The sequence below is a fragment of the Erysipelothrix piscisicarius genome, from assembly GCF_003931795.1.
GTDB lineage: Bacteria > Bacillota_I > Bacilli_A > Erysipelotrichales > Erysipelotrichaceae > Erysipelothrix > Erysipelothrix piscisicarius.
On sequence record NZ_CP034234.1, the window covers coordinates 1,607,653 to 1,619,582 of the forward strand.

At 37.5% G+C, this 11,930-nt stretch carries 12 protein-coding genes, 1 tRNA gene and 1 pseudogene; 9 read left to right on the plus strand and 5 right to left on the minus strand.

From position 1 onward, the window contains the following. Positions 1 to 115: 115 nt before the first annotated feature. The 3 genes and pseudogenes from EEI45_RS07925 to EEI45_RS07935 all read right to left on the minus strand — a co-directional run bounded on the left by EEI45_RS07925 (position 116) and on the right by EEI45_RS07935 (position 3,605). Positions 116 to 1,267, minus strand: a pseudogene (locus tag EEI45_RS07925) (IS3 family transposase). Positions 1,268 to 1,373: 106 nt separating this feature from the next. Continuing rightward, positions 1,374 to 2,159, minus strand: a complete 786-nt coding sequence (locus tag EEI45_RS07930; protein WP_125164813.1) for a Cof-type HAD-IIB family hydrolase — start codon at positions 2,157 to 2,159, stop codon at positions 1,374 to 1,376. A 66-nt stretch (positions 2,160 to 2,225) separates the two neighbouring features. Next, positions 2,226 to 3,605, minus strand: coding sequence for a 6-phospho-beta-glucosidase (locus EEI45_RS07935; protein WP_125164814.1), 1,380 nt, complete (start codon positions 3,603 to 3,605; stop codon positions 2,226 to 2,228). A 157-nt stretch (positions 3,606 to 3,762) separates the two neighbouring features. On the opposite strand from EEI45_RS07935, the gene EEI45_RS07940 reads away from it, so the two are divergent. Next, on the plus strand, positions 3,763 to 4,725 hold the full coding sequence (locus EEI45_RS07940; RefSeq protein ID WP_125164815.1) for a lactonase family protein: 963 nt from the start codon (positions 3,763 to 3,765) through the stop codon (positions 4,723 to 4,725). A gap of 101 nt (positions 4,726 to 4,826) precedes the next feature. Here the strand turns inward: EEI45_RS07940 and pflB are convergent, their stop codons facing one another. Together pflB and EEI45_RS07950 are read right to left on the minus strand one after the other, a co-directional pair. Next, positions 4,827 to 7,064, minus strand: coding sequence for a formate C-acetyltransferase (gene pflB / locus EEI45_RS07945; RefSeq protein ID WP_125164816.1), 2,238 nt, complete (start codon positions 7,062 to 7,064; stop codon positions 4,827 to 4,829). Between the two features lie 449 nt (positions 7,065 to 7,513). Then, positions 7,514 to 8,035: a type 1 glutamine amidotransferase domain-containing protein gene (locus EEI45_RS07950; protein WP_125164817.1), complete on the minus strand. Its 522-nt coding sequence runs from the start codon at positions 8,033 to 8,035 to the stop codon at positions 7,514 to 7,516. 129 nt (positions 8,036 to 8,164) lie between these two features. Between EEI45_RS07950 and EEI45_RS07955 the strand changes: the two genes are divergently transcribed. The 8 genes from EEI45_RS07955 to EEI45_RS09685 all read left to right on the plus strand — a co-directional run bounded on the left by EEI45_RS07955 (position 8,165) and on the right by EEI45_RS09685 (position 11,924). Beyond that, positions 8,165 to 8,998, plus strand: a complete 834-nt coding sequence (locus EEI45_RS07955; RefSeq protein ID WP_125164818.1) for a deoxyribonuclease IV — start codon at positions 8,165 to 8,167, stop codon at positions 8,996 to 8,998. An 86-nt stretch (positions 8,999 to 9,084) separates the two neighbouring features. Further along, positions 9,085 to 9,522 carry a LytTR family DNA-binding domain-containing protein gene (locus EEI45_RS07960; protein WP_125164819.1) on the plus strand — a complete coding sequence of 146 codons (438 nt, stop codon included), beginning with the start codon at positions 9,085 to 9,087 and terminating at the stop codon, positions 9,520 to 9,522. Then, the gene (locus EEI45_RS07965; RefSeq protein WP_125164820.1) at positions 9,522 to 10,289 is read left to right on the plus strand and encodes a LiaF transmembrane domain-containing protein; all 768 of its coding nucleotides are present in this window, start codon (positions 9,522 to 9,524) and stop codon (positions 10,287 to 10,289) included. Before EEI45_RS07960 ends, EEI45_RS07965 begins: the two co-directional genes overlap by 1 nt. 126 nt (positions 10,290 to 10,415) lie before the next feature. Next, positions 10,416 to 10,498 (plus strand) — tRNA-Leu (locus tag EEI45_RS07970). Positions 10,499 to 10,605: 107 nt separating this feature from the next. Next, on the plus strand, positions 10,606 to 10,917 hold the full coding sequence (locus tag EEI45_RS07975) for a DUF7000 family protein (RefSeq protein ID WP_228410337.1): 312 nt from the start codon (positions 10,606 to 10,608) through the stop codon (positions 10,915 to 10,917). Between the two features lie 28 nt (positions 10,918 to 10,945). Next, a complete protein-coding gene (locus tag EEI45_RS10120; RefSeq protein WP_407644016.1) occupies positions 10,946 to 11,074 on the plus strand; it encodes a hypothetical protein in 129 nt (42 codons plus the stop codon). Positions 11,075 to 11,209: 135 nt separating this feature from the next. After that, positions 11,210 to 11,536: a hypothetical protein gene (locus EEI45_RS09680; RefSeq protein ID WP_228410338.1), complete on the plus strand. Its 327-nt coding sequence runs from the start codon at positions 11,210 to 11,212 to the stop codon at positions 11,534 to 11,536. Beyond that, positions 11,505 to 11,924 (plus strand): B3/B4 domain-containing protein, encoded by a 420-nt coding sequence (locus EEI45_RS09685; protein WP_228410339.1) that lies wholly within the window; start codon positions 11,505 to 11,507, stop codon positions 11,922 to 11,924. Before EEI45_RS09680 ends, EEI45_RS09685 begins: the two co-directional genes overlap by 32 nt. The last annotated feature ends 6 nt before the right edge of the window (positions 11,925 to 11,930 follow it).

Sequence of the window (11,930 nt, forward strand, 5' to 3'; positions counted from 1 at the left end):
TTTGCAATTGATTATGAGAAAAATCAAGAGAATATTGAGAAACACCCCTGGTACATAAAAAAAGACTCCAATCACGGAACTGACCTAGTTCCTTGGGACTAAAGAAAAAACCAAGTTAGGATGAAGTTAACCGATAATTTACGGGAGATTGATATCCTAGCTTTTCTTGTATTCTATTTTCATTGTAATATTTTAAATAGTTTATCACAGTTTGTGATACAATTTCAGTAGAACCCTTTAGTTCTGGGTTTAATTCGAATGTTTCACACTTTAGCGAGGCATGAAACGATTCGATAGGAGCATTATCAGCGGGTGTACCCTTACGGGACATACTCATGGTAATGCTTTTATTTTTTACTTTGAGTTGATACTCTTTTGATGTATAGACACTCCCTTGATCAGAATGAAGAATACATGGCTGAACGATATCCGGAAGTTGATTTAATGTATCAACCACACATTCTAGGTTTTGTCTGTCACTCAATGTAGACGCAATAATCTCACCATTATATAAATCCATGATCGTAGATAAATAGAGCATCTTATGGCCATAAGGGATGTAAGTGATATCTGTCACCAATTTCTCTAGAGGACGTAGTGATTTAAAGTCGCGATTAATGATATTGGGCATAATGATCTTCGGATTTTTGTTTTTTCGATACCGTTTGACCTTAACACGGCATTGACATTGGTGTTTCTGCATTATCTTTTGAACAGTGTTCTTATTGATAATTCTTTCTTTCGAATTAATGCAGTTATTTTCGATATCCATAACGAAATTTATTTTCTTTACAAAGTTCAATTACTAATGCTTCATTGACAGAATAATTATTAGACTCTAGTTGCTCTTTTTTAGTCCAACGGTAATACGTTGACTTAGGTACCCCAAAAAGATGCAAGATATCTTTAAGAGATACAGTGTTGCGATACTCTTCAACGAGCTTGATGATTATTTCAGGAACCACATCCTTTCTCTTTCCAAATACTTTTTTAATAGTTCAATTTGTTGCTCCAAAGATTTAATTCTAAGTCTTTGTGTTTCTTCGACCGTGTCTCCTTCAGGCCCTTTTCCAAAAGTATATTGCTTGCCTACAGGTTGAAAAAATCGATAGTGTTCACCATTTCGATACCATCTCCACCATGTTTTGACTTGTGTTACATTTTTTATTCCAAGTTCAGTCTGAATAAACCTGCTTGAGTAGCCTGCCAATTTCATTTCTATAACTTTCATCTTTGTCTCATAGCTATGCATAGTTCGTGTTCCCATATAAAAACCTCCTATATTGAACTATTTTACAATAATTCTCATACAAGAGGTTTTTTTCTTTAGTCCCACGGAACTAGGTCAGTTCCCACCTTTGATTGGAGTCTTTTTAAAATTTGTATTGATCCAGATATTGTTTGACACCATCTTCAGAATTCAAACCACATATCGCGTCCGCAACGTTCTTTACAGCTGGTGTAGCGTTCTCCATTGCAACACCATGACCTGCATCCTCAATCATATGCAAATCATTATTGTTATCACCAAACGTCATAATTTCTTTCGCTGTAATACCATATTTATCCATATAGTATTGGAGCCCTACCATCTTATTAATCCGTGGATCCATAAACTCAATCAACTCTTTTTGGGAGTAAAATGCAACATACCTTGGATCTGGATTCGCAAGAACATGAGCCTCAATACGTGCTAAGGTTTCTGGTTCTCCACTAAAAATAATCTTTGCATGTGAATCTAAAACCTTTGAACGGACGTCCACATATTCCAAATCAATATGGGTTCGGACTTCAATATTATAAAAATCCTCAAACTCTGTGTATAACTTGCCAGGTCCCGTTAATACCGGATTTCCTCCCATTGGCATAAAGGTATCCAAAATTTCACGAATTAAATCTTCGCTTAACGGAAATTGTTCATGAATCTCACCATCCGCAAAATCATACACAAATCCTCCGTTATCACAGATTGCGAAATCAAATAATTCTGCAATATCGGGTATACCAAAGACTGCGGAATCCATGGGTCTGCCCGTCGCAACCCCAAATTTAATCCCTTGGTGACGTAATTCAAGAATCTTTGCTCGCATTGATGGTGTTAATTCATGATTTGCGTCCAAAAGTGTCCCATCCATATCCGTCGCAATTAACTTAATCATATACTTCCTCAACTTTCATAAAAAAACAGAAGGCAATGCCTCCTGTCCATTATAGCAATTTAATTTCTAATCGGCGATGTATTTAACGCCTTGAGCTTCCAGTTCCGCAATTTTATCTGCAAACTGAGGCAGATAAGCTTTATGGGCCACAAGCATTTCATGAAGCATATCTGTCGTATAATGCCCTGCTTGAATCATCGGATTAATTGTAAATGCCTGAACCGCTTTCGCATAATTACCCGTAACTGCAGCTTCGATCACCGTTTCTTCCATTGCTTTCATCATTTGTAATTGACCGCGTGCGGAAGGAGCAAAAGAACCCCAGTTAAACGGTTCTGCACCGTGCGAGGTAATTACACTGGTTACCTCCACAACACAATCATAAGGCAAATCCGTAATGGTTCCATTATTTTGAGTACTTACCGTCATCACCGTACGTAAGTCATTATGGATGGATGCGATTAATTGACATGCTGCATCAGAATAATGCGCACCGCCACGTTGTGTAAGTTCTTCAGGTTTATAATTTAAATTTGGATCTTTATATAAATCAAATAAGGCCGCCTCGGTTTGTTGAACGGTTTCAGCACGTGTCTTATGATTTGACCAATTTTCCATAAACTCTTCTGTCATATTCCGCGCAATATAATAATAGCGGTGGTAAGAACAAGGAATCATCCCTAAATCATGGAGTTGATCAAGATTATACGGTATTGGTGTGATATTTTTTACTTCTTGTACTTTTGAAAATGCACTGTTAGGATCAAACAAACGCTGAATTAATTCTTGCGTTACTTCTGTTCCATCTTTATCCAAAACACGGTGCCAGTGAAAATGATTAATCCCCGCAAATTTTTCAAACAAGATATTCGCGTCTTCATCATATCCCATCGCTTCATGATTAATTTTTGTACATCCAACCGGGATATTGCAAAGACCAATCGTACGTTTCCATCCACCACATTTAATTGCTGCTTCCGTTATAATCCCCGCTGGATTTGTAAAGTTAATAAGCCATGCATTGGGACATAATGTTTCCATATCGTGAATAATATCAAGAATTACAGGAATGGTTCGAAATGCCTTAAATATTCCGCCTGCCCCATTTGTTTCCTGACCCAATGAACCGTATTCCCCGGGAATACGTTCATCACGTTTTCTTGCCTCAAGTTGTCCAACACGAAATTGTGTCGTCACAAAATCCGCATCTTTGAGCGCTTCACGACGGTCAAGTGTTAATTTTACTTTCCAGTCAAGACCTGCTGCCTCAACCATACGTTGAGCCATTGCGCCGACAATTTCTAATTTTTCTTTTCCCGCTTCAACATCGACCAACCACAATTCTGAGATATCGATTTGATCGGATCGTTTGATGAAACCTTCCATTAACTCCGGTGTGTAGCTGCTGCCACCACCTATCGTAACAATCTTTATTTTTTTAGTCATAGCCGCCTCCTAAGTACCCAAATTGTATCTCGACTTAAACCATCTCACAACCAACTGAATCAAAGATGATTTTCAGTTTCATTTAAGTGTTTTTTACGACGTTAAGTATGAAATTAAATTCCAAATTATTATGGTATAATTCATTTAGGAGGGTTTTATGACAAAAATATTACTTGGAACTTATACAAAATCTGAAAGCAAAGGAATTTATGAGATCGATCTAATCAATGATCGTTTACATAATTTAACGCACATTGCGGACGTAGAAAACCCAACTTATCTTGACTACGATCCATCCACGCAAACGCTTTTTAGCGTTTATCAAAAAGAAAATCAAGCAGGAATTGCGACATGGAAGTATCTTAGCGTGAACACCGAGTTGCTTGAGTCTTTCACCGAGCCTGGACCTGCACCGTGTTATGTTGCATACGATCAAAACGAAGATCAAATTTACGACGCAAATTACCATAAAGGACGTGTCAATGTTTATAAGAATCATCAAGTCTTTAAAAAAATTGAGTATAAAGACGGATCGCATGCCCATTTCGTAAACAAGAAGCCCAATACGGAATTTGTTTATGTTTGCGATCTGGGGTTGGATACAGTTCGTAAATACGAACTCATGAATGAAATCGCAACTTATAAGGCACCCGAAGGGTCTGGTCCGCGTCACCTTGCCTTTCATCCACAATTACCACTTCTCTATCTATTTTCGGAGCATACATGTCATGTTACGGTTTTAGAAAATGACGGATTTGATTTTATCGAGCACGGTGTGTTTGATGCATTGCAAGAAATTGATGCAATCCGATCTGCAGCTGCAATTCGAATCTCTAAAGACGGAAACTATCTCTATGTATCCAACCGTGGTCACGACTCCATCACAGTCTTTAAAATCAGTCAAGACGGACTCCAGCTTGAATTCATTCAAAATATTTCAAGCTTTGGTGAACATCCTCGTGATTTTGCCCTTAGTCCAGATGATGAATACCTGGTTTGCGCAAACCGCGATACCAACAATCTCACCTTATACGCAAGAAATCACGAGACTGGCATGCTGACATTACTCCAATCAGATGTTTACGCTCCCGAATGTGTCTCTGTCCTTTTCATCTCATAATCTTTAACCTAAGACATCGTGATCATGCGATGTCTTTTCAACATACAAAAAAATCACGCGGTATAGGCGTGATTTTTAATTGTTGCTTAATTAATTATAAATTAAACCGTTCTTTCGTGAGCCGTTCTCATAAGAACATCAAGTTGTTGTTCTTTTGTAAGTTCGACAAATCGAACAGCATAACCGGATACACGAATTGTTAAGTTAGGGTATTTCAATGGATTGGCCATCGCATCTTCAAGAAGTGCATTATCAAATACGTTAACGTTTAAGTGGTAAGCTCCTTGTGCGAAGTAACCGTCCATAATACCACGTAGGTTTACGATACGTTCGTCTGAAGTTTTACCCATTGCAATTGGCGCAATTGTTTGTGTATTTGAGATCCCATCAAGTGCACAGTTATAGTCTAATTTAGCTGTTGAGTTTAATGAAGCTAATAAACCATTCTTTTCTGCACCGTATGATGGGTTTGCACCAGCTGCTAAAGGAACACCTTGTCCACGTCCATCAGGTGTATTACCTGTAGCTTTACCATAAACAACATTTGATGTGATTGTAAGCAAGCTTAATGTTGGTGTTGAGTTGCGGTATGTATGGTGACGTTTGATTTGTCCCATGAAGTATTGTAATGCCCAGTTTGCAAGATCATCTGCACGGTCATCATCATTACCATATTTAGGGAAGTCTCCTTCGACTTCATAATCTACTACTAAACCTTTTTCGTCACGGATCGTCTTAACCTTAGCGTATTTGATTGCTGATAAGGAGTCAGCAACGTGTGAAATACCTGCAATACCAGTTGCAAACGTACGTTTAAGATCGGAATCCATTAATGCAAGTTGGGCTTTTTCATAAGCATATTTATCATGCATGTAGTGAATTGAGTTTAATGTATTTACATATAATTCAGCTAACCAGTCCATCATGTCTTGGTAAGCAACTTTAACTTCATCAAAGTTTAAGTATTCTGAAGTAATTGGACGTAAACGTGGTCCAACTTGTGCTTTTGTCACTTCATCAATACCGCCGTTGATAGCGTAAAGTAAACATTTAATTAAGTTCGCACGTGCTCCAAAGAATTGCATATCTTTACCAATTACAGTAGCGGATACACAACATGCAATCGCAACGTCGTCTGAACCCCATTTTTCACGAAGTAATGTATCATTTTCAAATTGAATTGAAGATGTTTCAATAGCAATTCGTGAAGCAAATGTACGGAATCCTTCTGGTAATTCTTTACAGTAAAGAACTGTTAAGTTTGGTTCTGGTGAAGGTCCCATGTTAATGAGTGTATGAAGTAAACGGAAGTCTGTCTTTGTAACGAGTGAACGTCCATCAAATTCCATACCTGCGATTGATAATGTTGCCCAAATTGGGTATCCACTAAATAGTGCATTATATTCAGGTGTACGCGCAAATTTAACCATACGTAGTTTCATTACGAGGTGGTCAATAAGTTCTTGTGCTTCTTTTTCAGTAATCACACCATTGTCTAAATCACGTTGGATATAGATATCAAGGAATTCTGAGATACGTCCAATTGACATCGCTGCACCGTTATTTTCTTTGATTGCTGCTAAGTAACCAAAGTATAACCATTGAACTGCTTCTTTTGCATTTCCAGCAGGTTGTGAGATATCGAATCCATAAGCTGCAGCCATTTCTTTAATTTCTGCTAATGCGTGAATTTGATCACTAATTTCTTCACGAAGACGAATGACATCGTCAGTCATTGTTTTATAACCTGTATGTGCTAAATCATTTTTCTTTCCAGCTACAAGACGATCGATACCATAAAGAGCAATACGACGGTAATCACCAATAATACGTCCACGTCCGTAAGCATCTGGAAGACCAGTAATAATCTTATTCTTACGTGCTGCACGCATTTCTGGTGTATAAACATCAAATACCCCTTGGTTGTGTGTTTTACGCCATTTTGTAAAGATATGTACTAACTCCTCATCGGGTTCATAACCATTACTTTCAAGAGCTTTCACAGCCATTCCAATTCCACCGAAAGGAATAAATGCTTGTTTTAATGGTTCATCTGTTTGGAACCCAACAATTTGCTCTTTATCCTTATCCATGTAACCTGGACCGTGTGAACTTACAGTTGATACAATTTTTGTATCCATGTTGTAAACGCCAGCTTTTTCACGTTGTACAGCATTCATTTCTTCAAGTTGTTCCATAAGATCCAACGTATTTTGAGTTGGTCCTTCTAAGAACTCATCGTTACCAGTATACTCTGTGTAGTTATTTTTAATAAAATCACGAGTATCAATGTTTTCTTTCCAATAGCTTCCTTTGAAGCCTTTCCATTGATTATACATTAAGATACCTCCTTATTCTCGGGTTTGATTCCCAATATCTTATTTGTATTACACGCATATTATATCAAACTTAGTACAATACGTTTTATTTTTCACATCCTTTTTAGGCACGTTCTGGTATACACTTGTGCTTAATTGCTTCAAATCATACTAGTTTGCGAATTCACAGACTTTTTTCACAAAATTAATTACACCACTTGGAAATCAAAAATGCTCATTTCTAAGTGAACTTCGTTCAAATGAAAACCTTTTCGAATTGTATACCCAATTCACAAACTCACTCGCACCAATTAGCACTATCTTGCTCTATACTGTTCGTGTTACCGACAAGCGAGAGGCGATTTAAGTATGGTTTTAATGTTATTCATTAAGAATGTATTGCTTTCTCTATGGATTTAAAGATTTAAAAGCAAGATTGTTTCAATTAAAATAAAAAGACTGATATAAAATCAGTCCTTAAGTGCTTCAATCAACATTGGTAAATAAATTGGTAGATCCGGTGGACGTCTCCCAGAAACAACATGCCCATCTCGAACTGCAGGTTCATCAACCCAATGTGCACCGGCATACATTAAGTCATGCTTAATCCCAGGCGTACTGGTCACTGTTTTCCCCGATAAGACCCCTGCTGAAGAGAGTACCCAGCCCGCATGACATATTTGTCCAATAACTTTTTTATGGGAATCCATGTACTTCACAAAGTCAAGCACAGGATCCAATCGTCTTAAATAATCTGGAGCCCATCCTCCAGGAATTACAAGCCCATCATAAGTTGTAATATCCACATCATGAAATGCTAAATCACTTACAACCGATAGCCCATATTTTCCACGATAGGTCTTCGCTGACGCTTCAGCAGCAACATCAACATGAGCACCTGCTTCACGAAGCCGAAGGATTGGATACCATAATTCTAAGTCATCAAAATCATCACTTACAAGGGTTAAAACGCGTTTTCCACTTAATTCCATGTCATCACCTCTTATATAAACCCTATCAATATCCCTTTTGAATGTATAGTTATTTGCTTAAAGATTGTAGTCTCAGAGACATCTTGTTACGATACATATATATATATATATATATAAGGAGGAATTTTTATGTTTTATCTTGGTTGTCATCTCTCATTTGCGAAAGGTTATGAAGCAATGGGACATGAATCACTTCGTATTGATGCCAATACGTTTCAGTTTTTCACGCGAAGTCCTCGCGGCGGAAAAGCAAAACCCCTCAATCTTGAGGATCTCGGAAAGCTTAATACGTTAATCAAAGCAAATCATTTCAAACATATCCTTGCTCATGCTCCATATACCATGAACCCATGCAGTAATAAGGATTATACGCGTGATTATGCAGAAGAACTCATGCTTGATGATTTGTCTCGTATGAGCCACATCAAGGGAAGTCTTTATAACTTCCATCCGGGAAGTCATGTCGGACAAGGCGTTGAACCCGCGATTGTTATGATTTCTGATATGTTAAATCGTGTCTTAGATCCCACTCAAGAAACCATAGTTTTACTTGAAACGATGGCGGGCAAAGGAACTGAGGTCGGACGTACGTTTGAAGAAATTGCAGCAATCATTCATAATATAACGGTCAAAGAAAAGATTGGCGTATGTTGGGATACCTGTCATATCTATGACGCAGGGTATGATATTGTTAATGATTTAGATGGGGTTATAGAACACTTTGATAACGTTGTTGGATTGGATAAGCTTTATGCAATTCATCTCAACGATAGCAAAAATCCATTTAAATCCCATAAAGACCGTCATGAAAAAATTGGTCAAGGGTACATCGGTTTGGAGACATTTGAGAAAATCATCAATCACCCTAAATTACGTCATCTTCCTTTTTATCTTGAAACCCCACAAGATGATAATGATGGTTATAAGGCAGAGATTGAACTTCTAAGATCTCTACGTAAATAACAACTTACCACTTATTTATGACATCTTGATCCTTTTTTATATCGAATCAACGATAATTATTTATAATAGTATCAGGAGGAACATCCGTGAAAATTAAGGTTATTATCAATCCAAAACTTGAAGACGATGTTGTTTTGGAATGTCGTGAAATGACACCGCAGATTGAGAAATTAATTAAAAATTTGGAAACACAATCGATTCACGCAAGTCACCGTGGGAAAGATATATCGATCAATCTCAATGATATATGTTTTTTTGAAACAGAGGATGATGCTGTGTACGCGCATACAGCCAGGGATTCATTTCGAACACACTATCGTTTGTATGAATTAGAATCATCTCTTCCCAGTTCATTTATGAGAGCATCAAAGTCGACCATCGTGAATTTGAATCAAATCGATTCCATCGAGCGTAATATCACCTCTTCGCGAAGTGTTCAATTTTATGGCAGTCATAAAATAACGTATGTTTCACGCATGTATTTCCAACAGATTAAAAAACGATTAAAGGAGGAAAGCATTTAATGAAGAAAAATGATTATTTTTGGGGATTTGTACTCGTATTACTTGCATTTGGGTTATTTGGCAGTGCCTTTAACCTTTATAGTTTCGGACCTAATGTCTTTAAAATTGCCTTTACAGTGGCGCTTGTTGCTTTCGCAATTTCAAACATGCCTAAATTAAATTTCTTTGGGATAATTTATCCACTTACTTTGGCACTTTGGATTAACCGTGTATATTTTAATATTCATGGGAATGGTGGCATGTTGTTTTGGGCAAGTACGTTTTTAGCAATTGGTCTTTCAGTAATTTTTAAACGACGTAAACGTCAGGTAAATTTTAAGAAGTATGAATCATACCGTGAAAGTACAACCTATGCCACAGACGAAGATGGCAATCATTATGAGTACCATACTGGGACACAACATAACCGTTCCGGTTATTGGGATGATGATCACGCCGACTTTATAAATATCGAAGCAATTTTTACCGATCGCACGCGTTATATTCGTTCAAAGAACTTTACAGGTGGATATATTGATAATACATTTGCTTCATTGTCAATCTATTTCGACCAAGCACAGTTTAATCCATCAGGTGCACAACTTGAAGTAAATTGCGCGTTTGGTCAAGTGAAATTGTTTATCCCTTATAACATTAATGTCATAAACAATATCGATAATACATTGGCAAGTGTAAACGATCCACACCGTAATACGGTCGTTGATGGTCCTACATTAACTTTAAATGGCGATGTAAGACTCGGTGAAGTTAAAATTGTATACGTATAATCACTCTTTAAGCGGTTTTTAACCGCTTTTTTTTATTTTTTTAATCTTTTTTAATTTTTATTGAATTTGGGCATTGCTTTCTTAGAAATGGCTTGTTATAATCTATTAGCAATACAAAGTGAATACGCGGGCGTGGTGAAATTGGCAGACACACTAGACTTAGGATCTAGCGCTTCGGCATGGAGGTTCGAGTCCTCTCGCCCGCACCAATTATTAAATCACAGTCATTACTTCGGTAATGACTTTTTTATGCCGGAATGGTCTCTAATTGTTTTCAAAATAAGAATTTGTTATAGTTGGTGAAAAGGAGAGCACAATGAAACTTTCGATCAACCAACGAATCCTTAGATACCAAGAAAGCATCAATAAAAACGACATACCTTCAACGTATAAATTTCTAATTGACACAATGAGTGTGATTCAGCGCAATTTCAAACTTGATTCATTCACAGCGAAATCTGTCCTGAATGGCTATCTTGATTACACCTATTTTTATTTCGATGATGGTTTTCTTCGTTCAAAGGGTTTAAAGTTAGGCCTTATCTTAAATCATCAAGAAATGAAGTTTGAGCTTTGGCTTATGGGACGAACAAAACTGATTCAAAAAAAAATATTGGGATGTCTTTAAAGCGTCCCCCTTGAATAGTTTAAAGGAGATGCCTCAGTGGTTTATTGTCTCAATCGATTTGGAGACGCATCCGAACTTCGAAGATCTTGACGCACTCACACAAAACCTTCTCCAAAAGGTTCCTCGTGCTTATGCTCTAATGCACGCTTATCTCTAAGTGAAAAACTTGATACACGATCAAGTTTTTTTATTTTGAGCCGTTTTAGAACATGGTTTTTCTTTTTTCATCACATTTACAACCACACCCTCGCACCGGTGTACTATAATAAGCATATAGAAAGAAGGTACTTCCATGAAACAATTTATTATATCCGATGATTTTTGGTCTTTATTTCGTGACGCTTGTTTTGGGATTGTGCTCGCACACAATGTCCGAAACAAGGATATCAACCCTGAATCTATGAATGCAATTACTAAATTTCTTGAAGCGAGTCATCATGACGCTCACAAGTATCTTACCGAAGATGTTTTGAGTCAAAATGATGTCATTGCAGTTTGGCGTGATGCGTATCAAAAATTTAAAACCAAGAAAGGAGCACGTGTATCGATTGAGGCTTTATTAAAGCGTGTCTCAAAGGGAAATGGGGTTGGATCAATTAATCCCCTTGTCGATATATAATGGAATCTCGCTGACTTATGGCCTTCCTTGCGGTGGAGAAGACATCGATACCTTTGTAGGTTCGTTACAGTTAATAAAAACTCAAGGTGATGATCACTTTATAGCACTTGGCGATTTGGAACCTGACAATACCCTCCCTGGCGAAATCGCATACGTTGATGATGTTGGTGCGGTCTGTCGTTGTTGGAATTGGCGTGATGGTCAACGAACCATGTTAACAGATGACACAACGAATGCATTCTTAATTATTGAGTGTGTCGATCCAACACGTCGTGACGATTTAGAAAAGGCTACTCAACACCTTGCAACATGTGTTGAGAAGTATCTTGACGGATCCGTTAAACATGTTATTATGGACCGGAATAATGCAATCCTAGATCTCGAATAACTAAAA

What these genes read in the sequence shown, in the direction of transcription:
- EEI45_RS07930 (WP_125164813.1), bottom strand. Translation starts at nt 2,159, where the DNA reads ATGATTAAGTTAATTGCGACGGATATGGATGGGACACTTTTGGACGCA.
- EEI45_RS07965 (WP_125164820.1), top strand. Translation starts at nt 9,522, where the DNA reads ATGAAGAAAAATGATTATTTTTGGGGATTTGTACTCGTATTACTTGCA.
- EEI45_RS07935 (WP_125164814.1), bottom strand. Translation starts at nt 3,605, where the DNA reads ATGACTAAAAAAATAAAGATTGTTACGATAGGTGGTGGCAGCAGCTAC.
- EEI45_RS07950 (WP_125164817.1), bottom strand. Translation starts at nt 8,035, where the DNA reads ATGGAATTAAGTGGAAAACGCGTTTTAACCCTTGTAAGTGATGATTTT.
- EEI45_RS07975 (WP_228410337.1), top strand. Translation starts at nt 10,606, where the DNA reads ATGAAACTTTCGATCAACCAACGAATCCTTAGATACCAAGAAAGCATC.
- EEI45_RS07955 (WP_125164818.1), top strand. Translation starts at nt 8,165, where the DNA reads ATGTTTTATCTTGGTTGTCATCTCTCATTTGCGAAAGGTTATGAAGCA.
- EEI45_RS07940 (WP_125164815.1), top strand. Translation starts at nt 3,763, where the DNA reads ATGACAAAAATATTACTTGGAACTTATACAAAATCTGAAAGCAAAGGA.
- EEI45_RS10120 (WP_407644016.1), top strand. Translation starts at nt 10,946, where the DNA reads ATGCCTCAGTGGTTTATTGTCTCAATCGATTTGGAGACGCATCCGAAC.
- pflB (WP_125164816.1), bottom strand. Translation starts at nt 7,064, where the DNA reads ATGTATAATCAATGGAAAGGCTTCAAAGGAAGCTATTGGAAAGAAAAC.
- EEI45_RS09680 (WP_228410338.1), top strand. Translation starts at nt 11,210, where the DNA reads ATGAAACAATTTATTATATCCGATGATTTTTGGTCTTTATTTCGTGAC.